General features: G+C 72.0%; 23 protein-coding genes and 1 pseudogene. 20 read left to right on the top strand and 4 right to left on the bottom strand.

Translation table 11 applies throughout. From position 1 onward, the window contains the following. Positions 1-39: 39 nt before the first annotated feature. The 5 genes and pseudogenes from ACNAVT_RS24600 to ACNAVT_RS24580 all read left to right on the top strand — a co-directional run bounded on the left by ACNAVT_RS24600 (position 40) and on the right by ACNAVT_RS24580 (position 4,766). Positions 40-1,182, top strand: coding sequence for a diaminopropionate ammonia-lyase (locus ACNAVT_RS24600; protein ID WP_416299525.1), 1,143 nt, complete (start codon positions 40-42; stop codon positions 1,180-1,182). Then, positions 1,179-2,447, top strand: a complete 1,269-nt coding sequence (locus tag ACNAVT_RS24595) for a Zn-dependent hydrolase (RefSeq protein ID WP_416299524.1) — start codon at positions 1,179-1,181, stop codon at positions 2,445-2,447. The genes ACNAVT_RS24600 and ACNAVT_RS24595 overlap by 4 nt, the downstream gene beginning before the upstream one ends. 31 nt (positions 2,448-2,478) lie before the next feature. Then, positions 2,479-3,666, top strand: a complete 1,188-nt coding sequence (locus ACNAVT_RS24590) for an ArgE/DapE family deacylase (protein ID WP_416299523.1) — start codon at positions 2,479-2,481, stop codon at positions 3,664-3,666. 192 nt (positions 3,667-3,858) lie between these two features. Continuing rightward, a pseudogene (locus ACNAVT_RS24585) lies at positions 3,859-4,227 on the top strand (NAD-dependent epimerase/dehydratase family protein); the annotation flags it as partial. 386 nt (positions 4,228-4,613) lie between these two features. Continuing rightward, complete coding sequence (locus tag ACNAVT_RS24580; protein WP_416299522.1) at positions 4,614-4,766, top strand: DUF1731 domain-containing protein; 153 nt, start codon at positions 4,614-4,616, stop codon at positions 4,764-4,766. 77 nt (positions 4,767-4,843) lie between these two features. On the opposite strand, the gene ACNAVT_RS24575 is transcribed toward ACNAVT_RS24580, so the two are convergent. Further along, positions 4,844-5,821: a hypothetical protein gene (locus tag ACNAVT_RS24575; RefSeq protein WP_416299521.1), complete on the bottom strand. Its 978-nt coding sequence runs from the start codon at positions 5,819-5,821 to the stop codon at positions 4,844-4,846. A gap of 88 nt (positions 5,822-5,909) precedes the next feature. Between ACNAVT_RS24575 and ACNAVT_RS24570 the strand changes: the two genes are divergently transcribed. Continuing rightward, positions 5,910-6,782 carry a hypothetical protein gene (locus ACNAVT_RS24570; protein WP_416299520.1) on the top strand — a complete coding sequence of 291 codons (873 nt, stop codon included), beginning with the start codon at positions 5,910-5,912 and terminating at the stop codon, positions 6,780-6,782. A 9-nt stretch (positions 6,783-6,791) separates the two neighbouring features. Then, positions 6,792-7,727: a hypothetical protein gene (locus ACNAVT_RS24565; RefSeq protein WP_416299519.1), complete on the top strand. Its 936-nt coding sequence runs from the start codon at positions 6,792-6,794 to the stop codon at positions 7,725-7,727. Between the two features lie 91 nt (positions 7,728-7,818). On the opposite strand, the gene ACNAVT_RS24560 is transcribed toward ACNAVT_RS24565, so the two are convergent. Next, complete coding sequence (locus ACNAVT_RS24560) at positions 7,819-8,715, bottom strand: glutamate cyclase domain-containing protein (RefSeq protein ID WP_416299518.1); 897 nt, start codon at positions 8,713-8,715, stop codon at positions 7,819-7,821. A 257-nt stretch (positions 8,716-8,972) separates the two neighbouring features. Here ACNAVT_RS24560 and ACNAVT_RS24555 point away from each other — a divergent pair, with 257 nt between their 5' ends. Beyond that, positions 8,973-10,280, top strand: coding sequence for an aspartate aminotransferase family protein (locus ACNAVT_RS24555; RefSeq protein WP_416299517.1), 1,308 nt, complete (start codon positions 8,973-8,975; stop codon positions 10,278-10,280). Further along, positions 10,277-11,767, top strand: coding sequence for a CoA-acylating methylmalonate-semialdehyde dehydrogenase (locus tag ACNAVT_RS24550; RefSeq protein ID WP_416299516.1), 1,491 nt, complete (start codon positions 10,277-10,279; stop codon positions 11,765-11,767). Before ACNAVT_RS24555 ends, ACNAVT_RS24550 begins: the two co-directional genes overlap by 4 nt. Here the strand turns inward: ACNAVT_RS24550 and ACNAVT_RS24545 are convergent. Then, complete coding sequence (locus ACNAVT_RS24545) at positions 11,703-13,118, bottom strand: acyltransferase family protein (protein WP_416299515.1); 1,416 nt, start codon at positions 13,116-13,118, stop codon at positions 11,703-11,705. The genes ACNAVT_RS24550 and ACNAVT_RS24545 overlap by 65 nt on opposite strands. Positions 13,119-13,326: 208 nt before the next feature. Between ACNAVT_RS24545 and ngcE (ACNAVT_RS24540) the strand changes: the two genes are divergently transcribed. The 7 genes from ngcE (ACNAVT_RS24540) to ACNAVT_RS24510 all read left to right on the top strand — a co-directional run bounded on the left by ngcE (ACNAVT_RS24540) (position 13,327) and on the right by ACNAVT_RS24510 (position 18,351). After that, positions 13,327-14,742: an N-acetylglucosamine/diacetylchitobiose ABC transporter substrate-binding protein gene (ngcE, locus tag ACNAVT_RS24540; protein ID WP_416299514.1), complete on the top strand. Its 1,416-nt coding sequence runs from the start codon at positions 13,327-13,329 to the stop codon at positions 14,740-14,742. A 66-nt stretch (positions 14,743-14,808) separates the two neighbouring features. Continuing rightward, entirely contained in the window at positions 14,809-15,714 is a 906-nt protein-coding gene (locus ACNAVT_RS24535; RefSeq protein WP_416299513.1) for a carbohydrate ABC transporter permease, read from the top strand. Then, positions 15,711-16,616, top strand: coding sequence for a carbohydrate ABC transporter permease (locus ACNAVT_RS24530; RefSeq protein WP_416299512.1), 906 nt, complete (start codon positions 15,711-15,713; stop codon positions 16,614-16,616). The genes ACNAVT_RS24535 and ACNAVT_RS24530 overlap by 4 nt, the downstream gene beginning before the upstream one ends. Positions 16,617-16,707: 91 nt before the next feature. Further along, positions 16,708-17,148: a hypothetical protein gene (locus ACNAVT_RS24525; protein WP_416299511.1), complete on the top strand. Its 441-nt coding sequence runs from the start codon at positions 16,708-16,710 to the stop codon at positions 17,146-17,148. 91 nt (positions 17,149-17,239) lie between these two features. After that, positions 17,240-17,614, top strand: coding sequence for a VOC family protein (locus ACNAVT_RS24520; protein ID WP_416299510.1), 375 nt, complete (start codon positions 17,240-17,242; stop codon positions 17,612-17,614). Next, positions 17,607-17,927: an ArsR/SmtB family transcription factor gene (locus ACNAVT_RS24515; protein ID WP_416299509.1), complete on the top strand. Its 321-nt coding sequence runs from the start codon at positions 17,607-17,609 to the stop codon at positions 17,925-17,927. The genes ACNAVT_RS24520 and ACNAVT_RS24515 overlap by 8 nt, the downstream gene beginning before the upstream one ends. Next, the gene (locus ACNAVT_RS24510) at positions 17,920-18,351 is read left to right on the top strand and encodes an SRPBCC family protein (protein WP_416299508.1); all 432 of its coding nucleotides are present in this window, start codon (positions 17,920-17,922) and stop codon (positions 18,349-18,351) included. The genes ACNAVT_RS24515 and ACNAVT_RS24510 overlap by 8 nt, the downstream gene beginning before the upstream one ends. Before the next feature lie 423 nt (positions 18,352-18,774). On the opposite strand, the gene ACNAVT_RS24505 is transcribed toward ACNAVT_RS24510, so the two are convergent. Next, on the bottom strand, positions 18,775-19,764 hold the full coding sequence (locus ACNAVT_RS24505) for an N-acetylglucosamine kinase (RefSeq protein WP_416299507.1): 990 nt from the start codon (positions 19,762-19,764) through the stop codon (positions 18,775-18,777). Positions 19,765-19,963: 199 nt separating this feature from the next. Here ACNAVT_RS24505 and ACNAVT_RS24500 point away from each other — a divergent pair, with 199 nt between their 5' ends. The 4 genes from ACNAVT_RS24500 to ACNAVT_RS24485 are packed head-to-tail and all read left to right on the top strand — an operon-like array spanning position 19,964 to position 24,075. Beyond that, positions 19,964-20,926, top strand: coding sequence for a MurR/RpiR family transcriptional regulator (locus tag ACNAVT_RS24500; protein WP_416299506.1), 963 nt, complete (start codon positions 19,964-19,966; stop codon positions 20,924-20,926). Next, positions 20,923-21,672: a sugar isomerase domain-containing protein gene (locus ACNAVT_RS24495; RefSeq protein WP_416299505.1), complete on the top strand. Its 750-nt coding sequence runs from the start codon at positions 20,923-20,925 to the stop codon at positions 21,670-21,672. Before ACNAVT_RS24500 ends, ACNAVT_RS24495 begins: the two co-directional genes overlap by 4 nt. Positions 21,673-21,698: 26 nt before the next feature. Then, positions 21,699-23,111 carry an N-acetylglucosamine/diacetylchitobiose ABC transporter substrate-binding protein gene (ngcE, locus tag ACNAVT_RS24490; protein ID WP_416299504.1) on the top strand — a complete coding sequence of 471 codons (1,413 nt, stop codon included), beginning with the start codon at positions 21,699-21,701 and terminating at the stop codon, positions 23,109-23,111. 22 nt (positions 23,112-23,133) lie between these two features. Beyond that, positions 23,134-24,075: a carbohydrate ABC transporter permease gene (locus tag ACNAVT_RS24485; protein WP_416299503.1), complete on the top strand. Its 942-nt coding sequence runs from the start codon at positions 23,134-23,136 to the stop codon at positions 24,073-24,075.

Raw genomic sequence — 24,075 nt, 5'->3', positions numbered from 1 at the left:
CGCTGGACCGATCATAGGAGGCCGTCGCACCCTGGAGCCGTGACCGAGAACGTCTCCTCTCCCGGGCTGATGCCATGGTTTGCGCCGCCCGGCGCCCGTGCCTGGAGGTGCCCGTCCGCACCCGCCGAGGTGCGGGCCTTCCACGCCGCCTTGCCCGACTACGCGCCCACCCCGCTGACCGAACTCCCGCCGCTGGCCGCGGAGCTGGGGGTCGGCCGGGTCTTCGTCAAGGACGAGTCGTGCCGCCTGGGGCTGCCCGCGTTCAAGGCGCTGGGATCGTCCTGGGCGGTACACCGCGTACTCTCCGAGCGGGCTGTGAGCGGCGACGAACCGGTCACCCTGGTGACTGCCACCGATGGCAACCACGGCCGGGCGGTGGCCCGCATGGCGCGCCTGCTCGGGCACCACGCTCACGCGTTCGTTCCGCAAGGTGTGCATCCCCAGGCCGTGGCGGCCATTGTCGCCGAGCAGGCCGAGGTGACCGAGGTCGCCGGGCCGTACGACGAGGCCGTACGTCTGGCGGCGGAGGCTGCTGCCGCGCCGGACGCGGTCCTGGTCCAGGACACCGCCTGGCCGGGCTACGAGCGGATCCCGGGTTGGATCGTCGAGGGCTACGCCACCCTCTGCGCGGAGATCGACGAGCAGTTGGCCGTTGAGGGGATCGTCGAGGGGCCGGACCTCGTCTCGGTGCCGGTGGGCGTGGGGTCGCTGGTCCAGGCCGTCATCACCCACTACCGCAGCCGCCCGTCCGGGCGGGCCCCGGCGCTGTTGTCGGTGGAGGCGCAGGCCGCGGCCTGCGTCCTGGCAAGCCTCACCGCTGGTGAACCGATGAGCGTCACCACGACCGACACCATCATGGCCGGGCTGAACTGCGGCACCCCGTCCAGCATCGCCTGGCCCTTCCTGCACAGCGGGCTGGACGCCGCTGTCGCCATCCCCGACGCCGACAGCGCCCGCGCGGCCGTCGACCTCGCCGCGCTCGGTGTCGACGCGGGTCCCTGCGGGGCCGCAGCGCTCGCCGGCCTTCGTGCGGTGCTCACCGGCCGGGACGCCGGACGACGCCGAACGGCACTGGGACTCGACCCGACCTCGGTGGTCGTGCTGTTGAGCACCGAGGGCCCGGACGCCAACCCGCACGCCACGACTCCACCGTCACGACAAGCGCCTGGAGGCCGACCATGACGAGCCCCGACAAGATCACCGTCAACGGCGAACGCCTGTGGCAGTCCCTGATGGACCTCGCCGAGATCGGCGCGTACGACGACGAGCGCACCGGCCTGCGCGGCGTCAACCGCCTCGCCCTCACCGACGCCGACGCGGCCGGCCGCCGCCAGGTCATCGCATGGATGGAACAGGCCGGCCTGACCGTCCGCATCGACCGGATGGGCAACATCTACGGCCGCCGCGCGGGCGCGGACCCCACCGCCGCCCCCGTCCTGACCGGCTCACACATCGACAGCGTCGCCACCGCCGGTGCCTTCGACGGCTGCCTCGGGGTGCTGGGCGGCCTCGAAGTCGTCCGCACCCTCAACGAACGCGGCATCACCACCCGCCGCCCCATCGAGGTCGGCATCTTCACCGAGGAGGAGGGCGTCCGCTTCGGCACCGACATGCTCGGCAGCGCCGTCGCCGCCGGCCGCCTGACCCTGGAGTACGCCCACGCCCGCACGGACCGCGACGGCCTCACCCTCGGCGGTGAACTCGCCCGCACCGGCTTCGACGGCCCCGTCGAGGTACGCCTCGACGCGCCGCACGCCTACGTCGAATGCCACATCGAACAAGGCCCCGTCCTCGCCGAGAACGACGTCGAGATCGGCGTCGTCACTGGGGTTCAGGGCATCTCCTGGCAGGAGATCACCATCCACGGGCGCGCCGCCCACGCCGGCACCACCCCCACCCACCTGCGCGCCGACGCCGGGCTCGCCGCTGCCCAGATCATCGTCCACCTGCGGTCCCTGGTCGACTCCGGCGACTACGGCGACCTGCGGGCCACTGTCGGCCACCTCATCGTCCACCCGGACCTGACCAACATCGTCCCGGCCCGCGCCGGGATGACCGTCGACCTGCGCAACCCCGACGACGCCCAGATGGCCCGCGCCGAAGCGGCGCTGGCCGCGTTCCTGCGCGACGTGGAGGGCAGCCAGCCGGGCCTGTCGCTGACCACCCGGCGGATGGCCAGAACCGCCTACGTCCCCTTCGACGACGGGGTGCAGAAGGTCATCGCGCAGGCCGCCGACGACCACGGCCTGGAGCACATCTCCCTGCTCTCCGGTGCCGGGCACGATGCCCAGGAAATCGCCGCGCTCTGCCCCACCGCCATGATCTTCGTCCGCGGCGAGTACGACGGCATCAGCCACAACCCCCGCGAGTACTCCACCCCCGAGGCCTGCGCCCACGGCGTCGACGTCCTGGCCACCACGCTCCTGCGCCTCGCCAACCAAGACTGACCACCGCCACCTGAGGACCAGGGAGGTTCCCATGCTCTCCGAGATTCCCCCGGCTCCAGCGGCCCCCGGCGCCCTGGACCCGATCGATGATCCCCGCCACCTGCTGGCCCGGCTGATCGCCATCGATTCCGTCAATCCGGACCTCGTTCCCGGTGGGGCCGGCGAGACCGCCATCGCCGACTTCTGCGGCGAGTGGCTGGCCGCCCGCGGCTTCGACGTGCACCGACTGGAAGAGCGCCCCGGCCGGCCGTCGATCGTCGCGATCGCCCGCGGCACCGGCGGCGGCCGGTCCCTCATGCTCAACGGCCACCTGGACACGGTCAGCATCGCCGACTACGACGGCGACCCGCTCGACCCGCAGATCCGCGACGGCAAGATGTTCGGCCGTGGCGCCTTCGACATGAAAGGCGGTATCGCGGCCATGATGGTCGCCGCCGCCCGCGCCGCCCGCAGCCCGCTGCGCGGCGATGTCATCCTCGCCTGCGTCGCCGACGAAGAACACGGCAGCTTCGGCACCGACGAAGTGCTGGAGTCCTTCACCGCCGACGCCGCAATCGTCACCGAGCCGAGCCAGCTCGAAGTCACCCTCGCCCACAAGGGCTTCGCCTGGTTCGACGTGGAGATCGAGGGCCGTGCCGCCCACGGTTCGCGGCCCGAACTCGGCATCGACGCCATCACCAGAGCCGGGCACTTCCTGGTCGCGTTGGAGGACCTGGGCCAGCGCCTCACGCGGGGGCCGGCGCACCCTCTGCTGGGCACCGGCACCGTCCACGCCTCCGTCATCCACGGCGGCCAGGAGCCCTCCACCTACCCGGCGCACTGCCGCATCACCCTTGAGCGCCGCACCGTCCCCGGCGAGAGCCCCGACAGCGTCGAGCGGGAACTGACCGCGGTGCTCGACCGGTTGGCCGCCACGGTCCCCGACTTCCGCTACCGGCTGACCCGCGGCCTGCACCGCGAGCCCTTCGAGGCCGATCCGGAGGCACCCGTCGTCCGCACCCTGACCCACCACGCGGAAAAGGCCCTCGGGCACCCGCCCGTGGTACGCGCCGAGCCCTTCTGGACCGACTGCGCCCTCCTGGACCGCGCCGGCATCCCCTGCCTGCTCTTCGGCGTCAGCGGCGCCGGTGCCCACGCAGCCACCGAGTACGTCGACCTCGTGTCGCTGGACCGCCTCACCGACATCCTCACCAGCACCATCGCGGACTTCTGTTCCTGAGCCGCTACCCACCGGCCCGCCGGGGCGGGTCTTACGGTCGGCTTCAGGTCCTGCCACCGGGCCACTCCCGGCGGTGCTTGCCTCAGCCGCGAGGGGCGGCGGGGGTCACGTCGGGACCATCCGGCACCGGGGGACACCGCACCAGCCGAAGATCGGGGATCCTGACGTGGAGGAGCGGGAGAGGACGGGGCTGTGAAGGTGGTATTGGCGGGTGGATCAGGTGCCCTGGGTCGGCGTATCGCGGCCGACCTGACCACCCGGGGCGACGAGGTGGTGGTGCTGACCCGGTCCGTGCGACCGGGTAGGCCGTACCGGCAGGTGTGCTGGGATGGCGCCACGGTGGATTCGTGGGCGGCTGAGTTGGCGGGCGCCGCAGTGGTGAACCTCGCCGGTGAGCTTGTCGACCGCCGGCCGACGACGGCCAACATCGAACTGCTGACCCGTTCCCGCGTCCAGCCCACTCGCGCCCTGGCCCGGGCGGCAGCGGGTCTGGATGAGCCGCCGACGGTCTGGGTCCAGGCGAGCACGCTGGCGATCTACGGGGACGGCGGCGATGCGGTCCTGGACGAGAGCGCTCCGGCGGCAGACGGCCCGGCGCAGATGGCCGGCGTCGCCCGTGCCTGGGAGCAGGCCGCGGCAGAGCAGCCGACCGGGCGGCAGGTCGTCCTCCGTACCGGTGTCGTCCTTGATCGTGGCACTCCCGCCCTGGACCGGCTGGCCGGTCTGACCCGCTGGGGTTTGGGCGGGCGAGTCGGCTCTGGGCGGCAGTGGGTGAGCTGGCTGCACATCGACGATCTGCTCGCCATCGTGCGTCGAGCCCTCGACGACGTGACCATGGTCGGCGTGGTGCATGCCACCAGCCCACACCCGGTTCGCAACGCTGAGCTGATGGCGGCCCTGCGCCAGGTGCTGCACCGTCCCCCACGCCGCCGACGCCGGTTCCGCTCGTGCGTCTGGGCGCGGTGCTGCTGCGTACCGATGCGGCGCTCGCCCTCACCGGCCGCCGCTGCGTCCCGTCGCGGCTGCTCGACGCGGGGTTCGCCTTCGCATATCCCCATCTGGTCCCGGCGCTGCGGAACCTGCTCGTCAACCGGCCGTAGCCGGCGCTGCTGTTCCTCGCGGTCCTGCGCGTCCAGGTCCTTGGTCGCCAGATTCTCGACGTCTGTCAGGGGGGTGCTCAAGAGGGTGCGAGCGCGGCGTGCAGGGCCCGCATCGACCGGATCGCCGACCGGATCTCCTGGAGGTAGCGGCCCGGGGTCAGCGTGGGTTCCGGCAGCCCGGCCAGCGCGGTGAGCGCGGGGTCGACCCCGACCGTGTCGATCCCGCAGCCGTAGGGCACCGCGAGGGTGCGCAGCGCGTCGCAGTGCTGGAACGGCACGTAGATCGGCGCGGTCACCATCAGCACCGGGTCGCCGGTACGCAGCCGGACGTGCTCGGCCCAGAACCGCTGGGTGTCGGCGGTGTGCGCCCGGCGCCGGTCCGGCTCGCTGGACGGGGCGGCGAGGACGCGTACCGGGGGCAGGCCGGCCGGACGGTAGGTGCGCGACGACCACGCCCGGTGCGGGTGGTCCGCGCCCTGGCCGGTCTCCTCGCTCGGTGTGGTCACCCCGAACGCGGCCCGTACGCCGGCGTCGAGGGCGTCCACCTCGGTCGTGCAGCCGTGCGCCCCGGCGTCGGTGAGCATCCGCGACTCGACCGGGGAGAGCTCCCGGCAGCTGCCCAGCACCGCCACTTCGCCGGAGATCCCGGCGACGGTGCGCAACAGGTGCGCCGCGTACGCGGTGCGCCGCAGGCAGGCGTGTGCCAGCCCGCCGAGCACCAGCAGGTGCGCGTACCGGGGCAGGGCCGGCGGGACGGGCCGGACCAGGCCCAGCGCCGCCGCCGCGTCGAGCACCAGCCGGACCGTGGCCGGGGCGAGCGCCGGCTCCCGGGCGTCGGGGCGTTCCCGCCCGGCGCGGAAGTCCCAGTGCCGGGCGGAGAAGTCGTCCAGTGCGGCCAGCACCGCCGGCAGGTCCCCGGCCGGCCAGTCACCGCCGAACAGCCCGACGAGGGCGCGCAGGGGCGGCGAGTCCACCCAGGCCTGGACCCCCGCCGCGATCTCCCCGTCGGTCGTCCCCGCCGCGCCGGCCGGCAACGCCACCTCCGTCGTCCGCACCCGGCGGATGCTACCGCCAGTCGATACGCGGACACCGGCCGTTGTGGATCGTGGCTACCCTGGTGGCACAACGGGACAGGGGGTCGCCATGTCAGGTGACGTGGTGCGTCGAGGCTCCAAGGGCCGGGCCGGCTCCGCGGGCGGCCTGGTCCGGCTGATCGCGCACACCGATCCGGTCGCGCTGATCGGCATCGCGCTCTCGATTTTCCTGTCCGTCACGCTGGACCTGACCAACGCGGCGACCGGGGTCGAGTCGCTGCTGGCCGGGTTGATGGGCATCACCATCTCGCTGGTGGTGGACTCGCTGGCCCGGGCCGAGCGCCGCTTCCACCTGCGGACGCTGCTGGACGGGCCGCCCTGGCTGGTGCGCACCACCCCGCAACTCGCCGGGGCGGTCCGCGAGGCGGCCGAGCGGCACGCCGGCACCCGGGTGGCCGCCGAAGCGCAGCGCCGCTACGAGGAGTTCCGCCTGGAGGCCGAGCAGCTCGCCGCCGGCCGGATCATCCGGCGCGGCGACGATGACGACGATCTGGTCGGCGCCACCCGGGACTGCACCCGCCAGCTGATCGGGCTGACCAACGTGATGCCCCGGGTCAGCGGGGAGCTGAGCTGGTGGCGGGGGGACGTCGGCCGGCGCTACTGGGAGGCGAACCTGGCCGCGCTGGCGCGCGGCATCCGGATCACCCGGATCTTTCTCTACGCGACGCTCACCGACGAACTGTCCGAACTGGTGCAGACGCAGCGCCGGGCGGGCGTTCGGGTTGGTCTGCTGCCGCTCGGCGCGGTCAGCCCGCACCTGCATGTCAACCTGGCAGTCTGGGACGGTTCGAGCTGCTGGGAGGCGAGGATGACCGCACACGGCGAGATCAGCGAGAACCAGTTCTCGGTCAACCGGTCGGACGTGGAGCGGCTCACCCGGATCTTCCGGCTCTGCGAAGACGTCGCCACCTTCCAGGACTGAGGGCGGACCATGACGTGGAGTGCGGTGCTGCTGGTGACCGTCGTGGTCTGGGCGGTCAGCGTGATCCGCTCGGTCCGGGTGCGGGCGTTCGTCTACAGCCTGCCGCTGCCGATGACCCTCGCCCTGGTCACCACCGGCCATCGGGTGGACGGCGCGCAACTGCTCGGGGTGGTTGGCCTCAACCTCTTCTTCGTCGCCGTCGCGGTCACCCACCGGCGGCTGCGCTGGCCGATCCTCCTCGCTGACGCGGCCGGGATCGCCGCGTACGTGGCGCTGAGCGCGGGTGTGTTGGCGGTTCCGGCGCCGTTCGAGGTGTCGCTGGTCGCCACCGTGGCGCTCTGGGCGGCGACCATGGCCGTGCTGGCCCTGCGGGCCCGCGCCGCCGCCCGCCGGGCGCCCGCCCCGGCCGGGCCACCCGGTTCGGACGGGGAGCCGGCGCCGGCCGCCGACGCGCGGCGGGACGGACTGGCCGCTCCCGTGAAACTGGTGGTGATCTTCGTCGGTGCGGTGCTGACCGGGCTGCTCGGCGAGTTGCTGCGCGGCATGGTGGTGACCTTCCCGTACTCCGGGGTGCTGGTCGCCGTGGAGGCGCGCCGCCAGTTGGCCGACTTCAGCCGGCACTTCGCCCGTAACAGCCTGGCTCTGGTCGGGTTCCTCACCGCCTACCACTACCTTCAGGACGCCTCGCCGGTCGTCGCGCTGGCCGCCGCGTGGGCCGCCTTCGCGCTGGTCTCCGCCGCGCTGCACCTCCCGCGCAGGCGGCCCGCCCAGCCGGCGGGCGACCCGGCGGCCCGCCCGGCCGCGCCGCTGCGGCCTCCGGCGGAGCGTCCCGGATCCGGTCCGGGGCCGGCCGATCAGCCGGACGGGCACCCGGTGCGGCGGCACGGGTCGGCGGGCCGTTCACGTCGCCCCCTCGCGGGCCCGGAGCGGACCACCGCCACATAGGCGCCGGCTCCGGCACCGGTGGCCGGACGGGGCGGGGCCGGTGCGCCGGGTGCGAACACGCCGGGCACCCGGCTGCGACGGTGCGCGGGCGTCAGGCCGCCGCGACCAGCTCCGCGATCCGGGCCAGCGGCTCGGCGTACGCGGGCCAGTCCAGGCCGTCCACGCTCGGCTCCGCCCGGCGGCGTACGCCGTCCACCGCGCCGGCGTGATCGACGATCGCGGTCAGCACGTCGTACGACCACTCGGGGCGGAGCAGGTCGCGCAGGGCGGTCACCTCGGGGCGCAGCAGCGCCAGCGCGCCGACCAGCGCGGCGGCCGCCCAGTTGGAGGTGCCGCCGACCAGCAACGCCTCGCAGCCGACCTCGCAGCGGATCCGCTCGCCCCGGTCGACCACCCGGGCCAGCAGCTCGGCCGGCAGTCGGCCCATGCCCAGCTCGTTGCCGCCGTCGCCGATGCCGATCCGGAAGGCGGGGCCGGCGGTGAAGAGCCGGTCGAGTGGGGCGGTGTGCGCGCCGATGTCCTCGCCGCGCATGTTGCGGGGCCGGCCGTCGGTGGCGGGGCCGACCCGCTCGCAGGCGATCACGTGTGACAGCCGGGCGTACCGGGGCAGGACCTTGGCGGCCCACTGGTCGTATCCGGTCAGGGGCGCCACGTCGAGCGGGACGTCCGGTGCGCCGGCGGCTATCGCGGCCGAGACCACCGGCGCGCAGGGCGCGTCGGTGACCAGCCGGACCTGGCCGCCGAGCGCGCGCAGCGCGGCGGCGAGCTGCACCGCGCCGATCGGGCCGTCGGTTTCCGCGGCGGGCGGCTCGGCGGCAGGGATGAAGAACCCGGTGAGCACGGCGGCGTCGGGCGTGGGGCGGCCGGCGAGTGAGCGGGCGGCGGTGAGCAGGCTGCCCGCCACCGGCACGGCGAGCGCCTCGCTGCCCCGGCCCGTCTCCTGCGCCGCGACCCGGGCCAGTTCGGCGACCATCTCCTCGACCCGCATACGTTCCTCCCCGAAAGGCGGTGACCGGCCCAGGGTAGGCGCGCCGGTCCAGCGGGACGGGGATGCGGATCGAGCGGTGGACCACGCCGCCTGACCGCGGAAAGGGCTGGTGGCGAGCGGTGTTCCGCGCTGGAGATCGCATTGGACGGTTGACGGGGTGTCAGGCGACGGCGGGCGCTGCGCTACACAGTGACAGTTGTCCCGGTCATCGTGCGGTGAGAGCGTGCGAGGACCAACCGCCGCTGAAGGGTGCGACGATGACCTCCGACGACCTGCTGGCCCGGCACCGGGCCGTGCTCCCGTCCTGGATGCCGCTCTACTACGCCGAACCGATCGAGCTGGTCTCCGGCTCCGGCCGTCGGGTGACCGATGCGCAGGGGCGCAGCTACCTGGACTTCTTCGGCGGCGTGCTGACCAACATGATCGGCTACGACATCCCGGAGATCCGGGAGGCGGTCGAGCGGCAGCTGCGGACCGGGATCGTGCACAGCTCCACCCTCTATCTGATCCGGCAGCAGGTGGAGCTGGCCGAGAAGATCGCCCGGGTCTCCGGCATCCCCGACGCCCGGGTCTTCTTCACCAACTCGGGCACCGAGGCCAACGAGGCGGCGTTGCTGGTCGCCACCAACCACCGCCGCTCGCACCAGATCCTGGCGGTGCGCAACAGCTACCACGGGCGGTCGTACGCGGCGATGGGCGTCACCGGCAACCGGAGTTGGTCGGCCAGCGCGCTCAACCCGCTGCAGGTGGCCTGGCTGCACTCCGGTGAGCGGCTGCGCGGCCTGCTGGCCCGGCTCGACGAGGACGACCGGATCGACGCCGCGGTGGAGGACCTGCGTGAGGTGCTCGCCACCCAGACCGCCGGCGACGTGGCCTGCCTGATCGCCGAGCCGATCCAGGGCGTCGGCGGGTTCGTGCACGGCCCGGACGGGCTCTTCGCGGCCTGGAAGAAGGTGCTCGACGAGCACGGCATCCTGTTGATCAGCGACGAGGTGCAGACCGGCTGGGGGCGGACCGGCGAACACTTCTGGGGCTACCAGGCGCACGGCGTCACCCCGGACCTGCTCACCTTCGCCAAGGGCATCGGCAACGGCTTCGCCCTGGCCGGCGTCGTCGGCCGGGCCGACGTGCTCGAGGCGGTGCCCGCGATCAGCTTCTCCACCTTCGGCGGCAACCCGATCTCGACCGCCGCCGGCAGCGCGGTCCTGGACTACGTGCTCGACCACGACCTGCAGGCCAACGCCGAGCGGGTCGGCGCGATCCTCGGCGACGGCCTGCGCGCCGCGGTGGCCGACCTCGACTGCGTCGCCGAGGTGCGGGGCAAGGGCCTCATGCTGGGGGTCGAGTTCGTCCGCCCGGGCACCATCGAGCCGGACCCGGCGGTGACCGCCCGGGTCTTCGAGGCGTGCCGGGCCGGTGGCCTGCTGGTCGGCAAGGGGGGCCTGTACGGCAACGTGGTGCGAATGGGCCCGCCGCTGACGCTGACCGAGGACGAGGCCCGCGAGGGCCTGGCCATCCTGGTCGACGCGATCCGCGCCTGCGCGGCGGCGGAGGTGGCCGCGTGAACATCATCGGGCACTTCATCGACGGCAAGCGGGTAAGCGGCGACTCCGAACGGCGGGGCGACGTCTTCGACCCGGCCACCGGGCGGCGTACCGGATTGGTGGCGCTGGCCTCCGCCGCGGACGTGGCGGGCGCGGTGGAGGCCGCCGAGCGGGCCGCGCGGGCCTGGCGGGACGCCTCGCTGGCCAAGCGGACGGCCGTGCTGTTCGCCTTCCGTGAGCTGGTCAACGCCCGGCGCGACCGGCTCGCCGAGGCGATCACCGCCGAGCACGGCAAGGTGCTCGCGGACGCCGCCGGCGAGGTGCAGCGCGGCCTCGAGGTCATCGAGTACGCCTGCGGCATCCCGTCGGCACTGCGCGGTGGGTTCAGCGAGAACGTCTCCACCGAGGTCGACTCGTACAGCCTGCGGCAGCCGCTGGGCGTGGTGGCGGTGATCTCGCCGTTCAACTTCCCGGTGATGGTGCCGCTCTGGTTCATCCCGGTCGCCGTCGCCTGCGGCAACGCGGTGGTGCTCAAGCCCAGCGAGAAGGACCCGAGCGCGGCGCTGCTGCTGGCCGAATGGTTCACCGAGGCGGGCCTGCCGGACGGCGTGCTCAACGTGGTCAACGGCGACAAGGAGGCGGTCGACGCCCTGCTCGACCACCCCGGCGTGAAGGCGGTCTCGTTCGTCGGCTCCACCCCGGTCGCTCGGTACGTGCACCAGCGCGGGTCGATGGCCGGCAAGCGGGTGCAGGCGTTGGGCGGAGCGAAGAACCACATGGTGGTGCTCCCCGACGCCGACCTGGACCTGGCCGCCGACGCGGCGGTCAACGCCGGCTTCGGTTCGGCAGGGGAGCGGTGCATGGCGATCTCCGCGCTGGTCGCGGTGGAGCCGGTCGCCGACGCCCTGGTCGCGAAGATCGTCGAGCGGATGGCCCGGCTGCGTACCGGGGACGGCCGGCGGGGTTGCGACATGGGCCCGCTGGTCACCGCAGCGCACGCGGAGCGGGTCCGCTCCTACGTCGAGTCGGGGATCGCGGCGGGTGCGTCGCCGGTGGTGGACGGGCGGGACGTCGCCCCGGACGGGGACACCGAAGGGTTCTGGCTCGGCCCGACCCTCTTCGACCACGTCACCCCGGAGATGTCGATCTACACCGACGAGATCTTCGGCCCGGTGCTCAGCGTGGTCCGGGTCGGCTCGTACGACGAGGCGGTCGAGCTGGTCAACGCGAACCCGTACGGCAACGGCACGGCGATCTTCACCAACGACGGCGGGGCCGCCCGGCGGTACCAGCACGAGGTGGAGGTCGGCATGATCGGCGTGAACGTGCCGATCCCGGTGCCGATGGCGTACTACTCGTTCGGCGGGTGGAAGGCGTCGCTCTTCGGCGACCTGCACGCGCACGGCGCCGACGGGGTCGCCTTCTACACCCGGGGCAAGGTGGTCACGAGCCGCTGGCTCGACCCGCGTCACGGTGGGGTGAACCTCGGCTTCCCCACCCAGACCTGAGCAGCCGCAGCAGCGCCGCCCCGGCCAGGTACGCCGCCAGCGCCGGGGCGGGCAGCCCCAGCGGCTCCGCCGCGCTCTTCGGGGTCAGGCTGTTCCACAGCAGGCCGAGGACCGGGCCCGCGTAGCCGATCGCCACCAGTGCGGTCCGGACCGGGCCACCGGTGCTCGCCGCAGCGTGCCGGCGGGTGCGGGCCTCGATCGGGCCGAACACGCCGACCAGCGCGGCCAGCACCACGGCCAGGGCGAGCAGCCAGGGGATCCGCCAGGCCCACCAGGCCGCCGAGCCGACCCGCGGGGTGGGCAGCACGCCCAGGGTGTCCAGCAGTCCGACCAGCAGGACGGCGGCGGTCAGGTGCCAGAGGAAGACGGTCAGCACCACGGCGTTCACCGCGATCACCGCCTGCCAGGGGCCGCTGCGGCGCAGCCACCGTCGGGCGGGATTCTGCAGCAGCAGGATCAGCCCGAGCTGCGCGGTGGCCGCCGCGAGCAGCGCCACGCTGGGCGGGGCGGTGTTGTTCAGGCGCTCGCCCGGCACGTTCAGCATCGCCACCGGATACGGCCCGACGCGGGTCAACAGCACCAGGGCGACCAGCCCCACGAGCAGCAGCACCGCCCCGGCGCGCCGCGAGGTGGGCAGCCGCCGCCGGCGCAGGCCGGGACGGTCGGCGCTGCCCCGACCCGGCTCTGCCGGGCTCGGGGCGCGGGCGTCGTACCAGGCGAAACCGAGCTGGTGGACGGCCAGCCAGCCGAAGAGGTAGTTCCCGGTGGCCAGGCCGGCCGGGCCGAGGATTCGGCCCACGTCGCCGAGCGCCACCAGCCCGAGCAGCACCAGCGGTACGACCAGCCCGACGCGGCGGTGCAGCGCGTACATGGCGGGGGCCAGCGGGACCATCACCAGGTAGGCGACGAGGAACCAGAGCGGGATGGTGGCGAACCAGACCACCGTGCGGATCTCGGTGGCGTCGATGCCGCGCAGGCGGGCCACCGCCGCACCGATCGCCAGGATCACCAGCAGGGCGGTGGTCGGACGGATCAGCCGGCTGCTGCGGTCTATCAGCCAACCGGTGGCGTCCCCGCCCCGGGATCGCCAGGCGGTCAGGGAGGCGGCGTTGGCGTATCCACCGACCAGGAAGAAGACCGGCATCACCTGGGCCACCCAGGTGATCGGCCAGGCCCAGGGGAGGTCGCCCAGCGCGGAGTGCCCGTTGGGCCGGCCGGACTGGTCGTGCCCGATCACGGTGATGGCCCAGTGGCCGATGACGACCATGGTGATGGCGAGCGCCCGGAGCATGTCGGCGTAGCGCTCGCGGCTGGGCGGTGTGCGCTCGGCGAGCTGCCGCAGGCGGCGCATGGACCCAGGCTATGCCAGCCGATGCCGGTCTGCGGTGATAACGGTTCGGCTGTCGGGTCTTGTGGTCCGGGCCAGGCTGTCGTAGAAATTCTTCAGCAATATTGCGTTAATTGAAGACAAGCGACACCCAACGTCCCGTGCCTCGACGCTGCGGCCGCCGACCCCCATCCCCCGGCCGGCCGCCCCGTACCCGACCCGAGGAGAAGTCATGAACAGGCGTGAGATCCTGCGGCGCACCGCCGCCGTCGGCCTGCTGGCCACCCCCGCCGCCGGTCTGCTGGCCGGCTGCGCCACCTCCGGCGGCGACGACGACAAGAAGGACGCCGGCTACAAGGGCACCAAGAGCGAGCAGAACCCGCTGGGCGTCAAGGAGGACGCGCCGCTCGATGTGGTGATCTTCAACGGCGGGTTCGGTGAGGAGTACGCCAAGGCCCACGAGGCCATGTACAAGGAGAAGTACCCGAAGGCCAAGATCAACCACTCGGCGACCCAGGAGATCGGCAAGACCCTGCAGCCGCGCTTCGTGGACGGCAGCCCGCCTGACGTGGTGAACAACTCCGGCAAGGACCAGATCGACTTCAACGGCCTGGTCAGCCAGAACGCCATCGCCGACCTGGCCGAGCTGCTCGACGCCCCGAGCCTCGACATCCCGGGCAAGACGGTGCGCGACACGCTGCTGCCCGGCACTGTCGAGGTCGGCTCGTACGACGGGAAGTTCCTTGTCGTCAACTACACGTACACCGCGTACGGCATCTGGTACTCCACCAAGCTCTTCGCCGATCGGGGTTGGCAGTACGGCAAGACCTGGGACGACCACATCGCGCTCTGCAAGCAGATCAAGGCTGCCGGCATCGCCCCCTGGACCTACCCCGGCGTGCACCCCCGCTACATGAGCTGGCCGGTGATCTCCACTGCGATCAAGTTCGGCGGCCCGTCGGTCGGCGTGGCGATCGACAACCTGGAGCCGAACGCCTGGAAGTCCGACGCGATGAAGGCGGCCGCCGACGCGTGGTACCAGATCGTCAAGGACAAGTACATCCTGGACGGCTCGGCGGGCCTGGACCACATTCAGTCGCAGACGGCCTGGAGCCAGGGCAAGGCCGCCTTCGTCTCCTGCGGCTCCTGGCTGGAGAACGAGCAGGCGAAGGTCACCCCGGCCGGCTTCAACATGACCGTCGTGCCCACGCCCAGCCTGGGCGCCGGCGACAAGCTGCCGTTCGAGGCGATCCGGGGCACCGCGGGCGAGCCGTTCATCGTCCCGGCCAAGGCCAAGAACCTCGCCGGCGGCCTGGAGTACCTGCGGGTGATGCTCTCCAAGAAGGGCGCCCAGGACTTCACCAAGAAGGTCTCCAGCCTGCCCGTGGTCGCCGGCGCCACCGAGGGCGTCGAGCTGCCGTTCGGCCTGGCCACCGTGTCGAAGGCGCTGGACGCGTCCGGCTCCAACGGCTTCAACTGGGTCTACAACAGCTACTACCGAAAGTTGGAGCGGGAGCTCGTCGACGCCGCGTGCGGCGAGTTCTTCAGCGGGCGGATCAGCCCGGCCGAGTTCCTCGACCAGTGCCAGAAGGGCGCCGACTCGATCGCCCAGGACAGCTCGATCAAGAAGTACAAGCGGGCCGCGTAGCCAGCTGGTGGGGGCGGGCGTCGGCCCGCCCCCACCTTCCTGGCCCGTTGGAGGAGGATCCCCCTCGTGCGACATGGCAAGTACCCGCTGATCATCGCGTTCCTGATGCCGCCGCTGGCGCTCTACGTTCTGTTCGTGATCTCGCCGTACCTGCAGGCGTTCCAGATCTCGACGACGAGTTGGCTGGGTTACTCGGCCAAGGCAGACCCGGTCGGTCTGGCCAACTTCCGCGCCATGCTGCACGACGACCGGGTGTGGAACGCGATCGGCAACAACGCCGTCCTGCTCGCCGTGGTGCCGGTGCTGACCATCGGTCTCGGCCTGTTCTTCGCCACCATGCTGTCGATGGGCGGTCGTAGCGACCGGGCCGGGGTGTCCGGGGTCCGCGGCAGCGCCTTCTACCGGCTGGTCTACTTCTTCCCGCAGGTGCTCTCGGTGGTGATCATCGCGCTGCTCTGGAAGGAGATCTACCACCCGAACAACGGCCTGCTCAACGGCACGCTGCGCGCCCTCGGCCTGCCCGCGCCGACCTGGCTGGGCGATCCGCGCACCGCCTTCTGGTGCGTGCTGGCGGTGATGGTGTGGAGCAACGTCGGCTTCTACGTGGTGCTCTTCGGCGCGGCGATGTCCGCCATCCCGCGGGACATCTACGAAGCGGTACTGCTCGACGGCGCGTCCCGTTGGGTCACGCTGCGCCGGATCACGGTGCCGCTGCTCTGGGACACCGTGCAGGTCGCCTGGATCTACCTGGCCATCGCGGCTCTGGACGGCTTCATCCTCGTCCAGCAGATGACGAACGGCGGACCCAACTTCTCCTCCGACGTGGTGGGGCTGCGGATGTACGAGACCGCGTTCAGCGATAACAAGTTCGGGTACGCCACGGCGATCGGCGTGGTGATGTTCTTCCTGACCCTCACGGTGGCGGTGCTGGCGCTGCGGGCCGCCCGACGCGAGAGGATCGAGTACTCGTGACCACCCTGGACAGGCCCGCCGCGACGGGTGCAGAACCGGGCCCGACCCGCCGCGATCCGGCGCCGGTCCGGCGCGAGCTGGGCGTGGTGAACGTCGCGTCGCACGCATTCCTGCTGGTCTGGGGCGCGCTGACCGTGCTGCCGCTGCTCTGGATGTTCCTCAGCTCGTTCAAGAGCGACGGCGAGATCCTCTCCGACCCGTGGGGGCTGCCCGGCGCGCTGCGCCTGGAGAACTGGGCCCGGGCCTGGACCGAGGCGCACATCGGCCGGTACTTCCTCAACAGCGCCATCGTGGTGGCCGGCTCGCTCACGCTGACGATGCTGCTCGGCGCGACCGCGGCGTACGTCTTCGCGCGCTACGAGTTCCGGGGCCGGCAGATCGCCTACTACCTGTTCGTCGGCGGCATGATGTTCCCGGTCTTCCTCGCCCTCGTGCCGCTCTTTTTCGTCGTCCGCAGCGTCGGCCTGCTCGGCACCTGGCCCGGCCTCATCCTGGTGTACGCGGCGTACTCGTTGCCGTTCACGGTGTTCTTTCTGACCGCGTTCTTCCGCACCCTGCCGACCACGGTCGCCGAGGCCGCCCTGATCGACGGGTGTGGTCACTTCCGGCTCTTCTTCCGGGTGATGCTGCCGATGGCGCGTCCGGGACTGATCAGTGTGGCGATCTTCAACTTCCTGAGCCACTGGAACCAGTTCCTCCTGCCGGCGGTGCTCCTGAAGGGCGACGACTCGAAGTACGTCCTGGCCCAGGGCCTCACCACGCTCGCGGTCAGCCAGGGCTACAAGGGCGACTTCAGCGGCCTGTTCGCCGGCCTGACCATCGCCACGCTGCCGGTGCTGGTGGTCTACGCGGTGTTCCAGCGGCAGGTCCAGGCCGGCCTCACCGCCGGCCAGCTCAAGTGAGGTGGTGGTTGCCGCCGGCAACGGGGCAGCGCGGCGGGTGACGGCTCCTCTAGGGTGGGCCGGCACATTCACTTGATCGACAGGAAGCCACATGTTCTTTCTCATCTACGACCTCCTGCTGCTGCTCGGCGGTATCGCGATGGTCGTCACCGGTCTGGCGATCCGCGAGCAGGGCAAACTCGCCCGGGTCCTGAACGTCGTGGTCGGCCTGGCCTTCTTCTGCTACGGCTTCTACCTGATGTTCCTCTTCGAGGGCGGCGAGTACCGGATCTTCATCTACGTCTTCGTTCTGCCTGTCCTGCTGATCGTCCGGGCGGTCAAGGCGCGCAAGCAGGCCCGGGAGGAGGCCGCGGCGCAGCAGGTCGCCGGGCCGGCGTACCCGGACCAGGGCCAGTACGGCCAGGCTCCGCAGCCGGGCTACCCGGCTCAGCCCGGCCAGGCTCCGCAGCCCGGCTACCCGGCTCAGCCCGGCTACCCGGTTCAGCCGGGCCAGCCGGCCCCGCAGGGGCAGCCGGGTCACCCGACCGCCTGACGAGGCGCACGAGCCCAGGGGCCGGTCGGCGCAGGTCGGCCGGCCCTTCGCCGGTTTGACTGGTAGGAAATCTCCTACCTATTGTGGCGGCATGACCGTGACCCACGTGCAACTGCTGTCCGTACCCGTCAGTGACCAGGACCGGGCCCGTGACTTCTATGTCGACGTCCTCGATTTCGACCTGGTGTGGGACAACCCGATGGGACCCGGCGGGCGTTGGGTCCAGGTCGCCCCGAAGGGCGCGGCGACCGCGCTGACCCTGGTCACCTGGTTCCCGACCATGCCGCCCGGCTCGCTCAAGGGCCTGGTGCTGGAGACCGACGACCTCGACGGCGACGTGGCCCGGCTGCGCGAGCGGGGCGTGGTCTTCGCCGACGGCGGCATCCAGGTGGCGCCCTGGGGCCGGTACGCCACCTTCGACGACCCGGACGGCAACGGCATCGTGCTCCAGGCCACCCGTGTCTGACGGTGACGTCTTCGCGGCGCTGGCCAACCCCACCCGACGGGAGCTGCTCCGACTGCTGCTGGAGCGGGGCGAGCAGCCGGTGCACCAGCTCGCGGATCACTTCGACATGCGCCGGCCCAGCCTGTCCGAGCACCTGAGGGTGCTCAAGGACGCCGGGCTGGTGACCGAACAGCCGATCGGCCGGCAGCGGTTCTACGCGCTTCGGCCCGAGCCGTTGCGCCAGGTTGCCGACTGGCTCGGCCCGTACGAGCGGTTCTGGCGGGCCCGCCTGGCCGACCTGCGCGAGGTGCTGGACGGGTTGCCCGATGAGTGAGCCGACGACCGTCGCCGTGGACCAGTTCCTGGCCCACCCGCCGGCCAAGGTCTGGCGGGCGCTGACCGATTCTGATCTGCTGGCCCGCTGGCTGATACCGAACGACTTCCGCCCCGTTCCGGGGCACCGGTTCACCTTCCGCACCACCTCGCGCCCCGGGCAGGGGTTCGACGGCGTGGTCCACTGCGAGGTGCTGGAGCTGGACGAGCCGCACCGGTTGCGCTGGGCCTGGCGGGGTGGCCGCCTGGACACCGTGGTCACCTGGACCCTGGTGCCCGAGGGCCGGGGCACCCGGCTCTTCCTGGAGCACTCCGGCTTCGACCCGGAGGATCCGGCGCAGCGCCGGACCTTCACCCTGCTCGACGGCGGCTGGCGGACGCACGTCTGGCGCCGCCTCGAACAGTCCCTGGCCGCCCTTCCCTGACCTCCGTGCTTTCCACCCGCCGGGCCTCCGCCCGGCCGGGGTAGTGTGGCTCTTTCGCACGCTACGAACTTGATGACGTGAACGATTCAGGCCGGGGCGAGGCGGGGCAGGGCGCGGCGAGGCGGGGCGAGGCGTGGCGCGGCGGGCGCGGCGGCGTGGCGCCGGCCGGCGGCTGGTGGCCGGTGGCCGGTATGAATCGTCTGCGTCATCAAGTTCGTATGCGCCGTGACGCCATCTGGAGGACCCGGGCGGCGATGGGTCCTCGAGGCGCGGTGGAGACGACGTAGTCAACGAGCCAGGCGGTCCGCTGGGTGGGGACCTGGCCGTCGAGCCGTTGGTGACGCGAGCTTCAAATGGGGCTCCGGTTATCGTCCGTCGGCGCGGGGCGCGGGGCGCGGGGCGCGGGGCGCGGGGCGCGGGGCGTCAGGTTGCGGCCGGGACCAGGAGGGCGTGCAGGGCCGCCGCGTCCGTCACCCCGGGCAGGTCCCGGGCGGCGAGCCAGGCCGCTGCGGCGGCCCCGTCCCCGGCGGTACACAGCGGCGCATCCGGCCATCGCCGGGCCAGCTCGGCGCGGACCGCGTCGGCGAGGGGCGTGTTCCCGGTGAGTAGCCCGCCGCCGAGCACGATCGGGTCGGCCATCCCGGTCGGCCGGATCCGGGAGACGCTTTCGGCGAGCAGCGTGGCGGCCTCCCGGATGAGCGCCTGGGCGGTCGGTTCGCCCTCCCGGGCCGCGGTCACCACGAGCGGCGCGAGACGGGCCAGCTCGACCGGCGGTCGCTGGGTCACCGCCTGCACTACCGTCTCGGCCGTCGCCCGTGGGCGGGCGGCCACCTCGGGCGAGCCGGTCAGCTCGGCGAGCACCCGTTGGCCCAACTCACCCGGCGGGTCGGCGCGGTCCAGGTCGGACAGCAGCCGGCGGACCGCCTCTCGGCCCAGCCAGAACCCGGAGCCGGCGTCGCCGAGCAGCCAGCCGTGCCCGTCGGCGGTGCGGTCCAGCCGCAGGTCGCGTACCTCGGCGGCGATCGCGCCGGTGCCGGCGATGAGCACCGTGCCGTCCGGCGCCGCGGTGCCCGAGGCGTAGGCGACCAGGGCGTCGCCGTGAACCGCGTACGGGCAGCGCAGGCCGGCGTCGGACCAGGCCCGGTCGAAGGCGGCCCGCCCCTGCGGGTCGGCGAGGAGCCGGCCGGCCCCGGCGAGCCCGATGGTGCCGGCGCGTACCCGGGTGGGGTCGATGTCGGCGAGGGCGGCGCGCAGCGCGGCCAGCAGTTCGGTGGCGGCCCGTTCGGCACCGTGGCTGGTCGGGTTGCCGCCGCCGGCCCGGCCGGTGCCGAGCCGTACGCCGTCGAGGCTGAAGGCGGCGGCGCGGGTGGACGTACCCCCGACGTCGAGGCCGACCACGACGGTGTCGGACATCCGGTGGGCCTCCCCTGTGGTCGGGCGTCGTGGCCTTTCATGCTGGTCGGCCTCGGGCTCCGAAGCAAGATCCACAGGGCGGCGTCCGACTGTGCGCCAGGTAACAGTTTGAAAACTTCGCCCACGGCCTTGACACGGAGGGGCCTTCAGTAAGAACTTTTACCACTAACAGTTAACACTCTTTTCCGAAAGGCGTCCCATGGTTGATCACGAGGTGGCCACCCCCGCGGGGACCGCGGTGGTCGACGCCGACGCGGTCGACCGGCGGGGTGCGGTGGCGGTCCCCACCGACGGCGTGCTGGCCAGGGTCAGGGCCGGTGCGGGGGAGCTGACGGGGGCGTTGCGCCGGGTCGCCGAGCACGTGCTCAGCGATCCGGAGGCGGCGGCCCGGGCCACCATCGTGGAGCTGGCCGAGCGCAGCGGCACCTCACCGGCGACCATCACCCGGTTCTGCCGGGCGATGGGCTTCGAGGGCTACGCCGACCTGCGGCTCGGCATCGCCGCGGAGACCGGACGGGCGCGCTCGGCGGGGTGGACCGTCGACATCGGTCGGGAGATCCAACCCGGCGACCCGCTGTCCCGGGTTCTCGACCAGATCATGGCCGCCGACACGCGGGCCATGCACGACACCGCCGCGCTGCTCGACCTCGCCGAGGTGGAGAAGGCGGCGGTGGCCATCGCCGGCGCGAGCCGGGTGAACATCTTCGGCGCCAGCGGCAGTGCCCTGGTCGGCGAGGAGATGCAGTTCAGCCTGCACCGCATCGGGGTGGCCGCCTGGGCCTGGAGCGACGTGCACGAGGGACTGGCCAGCGCCGCGCTGCTCGGTGTCGGCGACGTCGCGCTCGGCATCTCGCACACCGGGCAGACCCGGGAGACCATCGAGCTGCTCGCCGAGGCGGGCAGCCGGGGGGCCACCACGATCGCGCTGACCGGCTTTCCCCGCTCGCCGCTGGCCGAGCTGGCCGACATCGTGCTGGTCACCGCCAGTCAGGCCACCACCTTCCGGCCCGACGCGCTCTCCGCCCGGCACCCGCAGCTCGTCGTGCTCGACCTGCTCTACATCGCGGTGGCGCAGCGCACCCACGACCGCGCCCACGCGGCCTTCCGGCGTACCGCCCAGGCCGTCGACGGGCACAAGGCCGCGAAGGGGGCCCTCTCATGATCAGCGCCCGGCAGTACGCCGACGCCGTCCGGCCGGTGCTCGACCGGCTGGTCGACACGCAGGCCGACGCGGTCGACCGGGCGGCCGACCTGATCGCCGCCGCGCTGCGCGCCGGCGGCGTGCTCCAGGCCTTCGGCGCCGGTCACTCCGAGGCGTTCGCCGCCGAGCTGGTGGCCCGCGCCGGCGGGCTGGTGCCGACCAACCGACTCTCGCTGCACGACCTCGTGCTGCACGGCGACGCGCCCCGCGACGTGCTCGCCGACCCCAAGCTGGAACGCGACCCGGCGGTGGCACCCCAGCTCTACGCCCTCGCGGCGCCGCAGCCAGCGGACGTGTTCGTGGTCGCCTCCCAGTCCGGCATCAACGGCTCGGTGGTCGAGCTGGCGGCGCTGGTGCGGGAGCATGGCCACCCGCTGATCGCGGTCACCTCGGTCGAGCACACCGCCCGGGTCGCCCCCCGGCACCCGTCCGGGCACCGGCTCGCCGACCTCGCCGACGTCGTGCTGGACAACGGCGCGCCGTACGGCGACGCACTGCTGCCGCTCGAGGGCGGCGGCGCGGTCTGTGCGGTCTCGTCGGTCACCGCGGCGCTGCTGGCGCAGCTGCTGACCGCCGAGGTCGTACGACGGTTCCACCAGGCCGGGGAGGTACCCCCTATCTACCTCTCCGCCAACGTCCCCGGTGGGGACGAGCACAACCTCGCCCTCGAGTCGCGGTACGCCGGGCGCCTCCGGCGGACCGCCTGACCCGACACCACCAAGGAGAGACGAAGATGTCGGTTACTCCCGAGAATCTCGGCGACCTCAGCCGCCGGACCCTGCTGCGACGGGCCGCCGCAGCCGGCCTGCTCGCCACCCCGGCCATGGGCCTGCTCAGCGCCTGCGCCGGCAGCGAGCCGAACAAGTCCGACGACAAGGGCGGCACGAAGAGCAAGGACAACCCGTTCGGCGTGAAGGACGGCAGCGCCGTCAAGGTGGTCATCTTCAACGGCGGCCTCGGTGACCAGTGGGCGAAGGAAGACAAGGTCATCTTCAACGCCAAGCACGCGAACGTCACGGTCAACATGAGCTCGACTCAGAAGATCAAGACCGAAGAGCAGCCGAAGATGGCCACGCAGCCGAGCGACCTGGTCATGAACTCGGGTGCGGACAGCATGGACCGCAGCACGCTGATCAACGAGGGCGCGATCGAACCGCTCGACGACCTGCTCGCCGCCCCCGCGTGGGACGGCGAGGGCACGGTCGCCGACTCGCTGCTGCCGGGCACGGTCAACGACGGCACCCAGAACGGCAAGTTCTACGTCGTGAACGTGGCGTTCACGGTGTGGGGAAACTGGTACAACGGCGCCCTGTTCAAGAAGGAGGGCTGGCAGGCGCCGACGACCTGGGAGGAGTTCTTCACCCTCGCGCCGCAGATCAAGGCGAAGGGCATGGCGCCGTACGTCTACGACGCGGTCCACGGCTACTACCCGCGTTGGGGGCTCATGGCGAGCATCTGGAAGTCCGCGGGCAAGCAGGCGATCGTCGACATCGACAACCTCAAGGACAACGCCTGGAAGGCCGACGGCGTCCTGGCCGCGCTGGAGCCGTGGGAGAAGCTCGTCAAGGACAAGCTGATCCTGCCCGGCAAGCTCGACCACACCCAGTCGCAGCAGGCCTGGCTGGACGGCAAGGCGGCCTTCATCCAGGTCGGCACCTGGCTGAAGAACGAGATGCAGGCCACCATCCCGCCGGGGTTCGAGCTGACGCTCTCGGACTACTGGTCCAACTCCGGGGACAAGGCGGCCAAGGACGTGTTCGCGGCTTCCGGCGAGGGCTTCGTCGTCCCGAGCAAGGCCCCCAACAAGGAGGGCGCGAAGGAGCTTCTGCGGGCGATCCTGTCGAAGGCGGGCTCGGCCAAGTTCGCCGAGCTGACCAAGTCACTGGCCTCCACGAAGGGCTCCGGTGACAACGTGCAGGACTCGGCGCTGTCCAGTGCGAACACCCTCATGAAGAACGGCGGCAGCGACCTCATCTCGTTCAAGTTCCCGGACTTCTACGCCGACCTGGACAAGGAGAGCGGGAACCTGGCCGAGGAGCTGATGGCGGGCCGGCTCACCGCGCAGCAGTTTGTCGACAAGATGCAGGCGGCTGCGGACAAGGTCGCCAAGGACTCGTCGATCAAGAAGCAGACCCGTACCTCCTGACCGGATCGGAAGTGTGAGTCGAATGCGGCACGGTGTCGCGCGTTTCGTCACGGGCTTCCTGGCTCTGCCTGTCGCGCTGTACCTCTTCTACGTGGTATGGCCCTTCCTGCAGGCGGCCGGGTATTCGCTGACGGACTGGGGAGGCTACTCCGACAAGCAGAGTTTCGTCGGGCTGGACAATTACGTCCGGTTGTTCTCCGACGAGCTGATCAGGAAGGCGTTCTGGCACAACGTCTTCTTCCTGGTCACCGTGCCGCTGTTCACCATCGCGCTGGCCCTGTTCCTCGCGTTCCTGCTCAATGTGGGCGGACGCGGGGACAGGGCCGGCATCCGCGGGGTGTTCGGCTCCGGGTTCTACAAGATCGTCTTCTTCTTCCCACAGGTGCTGTCGCTGGTGCTCATCGCCGTCATGTGGCAGCGGATCTACCGGACCGACGAGCAGGGCCTGATCAACGGCCTGCTCATCAAGATCGGGCTGGTCGACGCGGACAACCCGATCGCGTTCACCGCCGACCCGGAGCCCTTCCTCGGCGTGCCGGCGGTGCTGTGGTGGCTGCTGCTCATCGCCGTGTGGAGTGGGGTCGGCTTCTACATGGTGCTCTTCTCCGCGGCCATGCAGTCGATCCCGAGGGACATCTACGAGGCGGCGCTCCTGGACGGCGCCAGCCGATTCCACACCTTCTTCCGGGTCACCCTGCCGCTGCTGCGGGACACGGTCTCGGTGGCCTGGGTCTACCTGGGCTTCATCGCGCTGGACATGTACGCCCTGGTCTTCGTCATGACCCCCGATCAGGGCGGTCCCAACCACACCAGCGAAATCTTCGCCTCGGTGCTCAACTTCACCGCGTTCCAGAGGGGCCAGTACGGCTACGCCTGCGCGATGGGTGTCGCGCTGGCCATCTTCACGATCCTGCTCGCCGCGCTGCAGCTGAGGATCACCCGTCGTGAGCGTATCGAGTTCTGA

Origin of the sequence: Micromonospora sp. SL4-19 (genome assembly GCF_047921475.1) — a bacterium.
Classification (GTDB): Bacteria; Actinomycetota; Actinomycetes; order Mycobacteriales; family Micromonosporaceae; genus Micromonospora.
The sequence above is the reverse complement of the archived record's forward strand: the minus strand, read 5'-3'. Positions and strand labels throughout refer to the sequence as shown.

Coding starts and splice junctions, on each gene's coding strand:
- ngcE (WP_416299514.1), top strand. CDS start 13,327: ATGAACAGGCGTGAGATCCTGCGGCGCACCGCCGCCGTCGGCCTGCTG.
- ACNAVT_RS24520 (WP_416299510.1), top strand. CDS start 17,240: ATGACCGTGACCCACGTGCAACTGCTGTCCGTACCCGTCAGTGACCAG.
- ACNAVT_RS24570 (WP_416299520.1), top strand. CDS start 5,910: ATGTCAGGTGACGTGGTGCGTCGAGGCTCCAAGGGCCGGGCCGGCTCC.
- ACNAVT_RS24595 (WP_416299524.1), top strand. CDS start 1,179: ATGACGAGCCCCGACAAGATCACCGTCAACGGCGAACGCCTGTGGCAG.
- ACNAVT_RS24500 (WP_416299506.1), top strand. CDS start 19,964: ATGGTTGATCACGAGGTGGCCACCCCCGCGGGGACCGCGGTGGTCGAC.
- ACNAVT_RS24560 (WP_416299518.1), bottom strand. CDS start 8,715: ATGCGGGTCGAGGAGATGGTCGCCGAACTGGCCCGGGTCGCGGCGCAG.
- ACNAVT_RS24495 (WP_416299505.1), top strand. CDS start 20,923: ATGATCAGCGCCCGGCAGTACGCCGACGCCGTCCGGCCGGTGCTCGAC.
- ACNAVT_RS24505 (WP_416299507.1), bottom strand. CDS start 19,764: ATGTCCGACACCGTCGTGGTCGGCCTCGACGTCGGGGGTACGTCCACC.
- ACNAVT_RS24525 (WP_416299511.1), top strand. CDS start 16,708: ATGTTCTTTCTCATCTACGACCTCCTGCTGCTGCTCGGCGGTATCGCG.
- ACNAVT_RS24590 (WP_416299523.1), top strand. CDS start 2,479: ATGCTCTCCGAGATTCCCCCGGCTCCAGCGGCCCCCGGCGCCCTGGAC.
- ACNAVT_RS24510 (WP_416299508.1), top strand. CDS start 17,920: ATGAGTGAGCCGACGACCGTCGCCGTGGACCAGTTCCTGGCCCACCCG.
- ACNAVT_RS24555 (WP_416299517.1), top strand. CDS start 8,973: ATGACCTCCGACGACCTGCTGGCCCGGCACCGGGCCGTGCTCCCGTCC.
- ACNAVT_RS24545 (WP_416299515.1), bottom strand. CDS start 13,118: ATGCGCCGCCTGCGGCAGCTCGCCGAGCGCACACCGCCCAGCCGCGAG.
- ACNAVT_RS24485 (WP_416299503.1), top strand. CDS start 23,134: ATGCGGCACGGTGTCGCGCGTTTCGTCACGGGCTTCCTGGCTCTGCCT.
- ngcE (WP_416299504.1), top strand. CDS start 21,699: ATGTCGGTTACTCCCGAGAATCTCGGCGACCTCAGCCGCCGGACCCTG.
- ACNAVT_RS24565 (WP_416299519.1), top strand. CDS start 6,792: ATGACGTGGAGTGCGGTGCTGCTGGTGACCGTCGTGGTCTGGGCGGTC.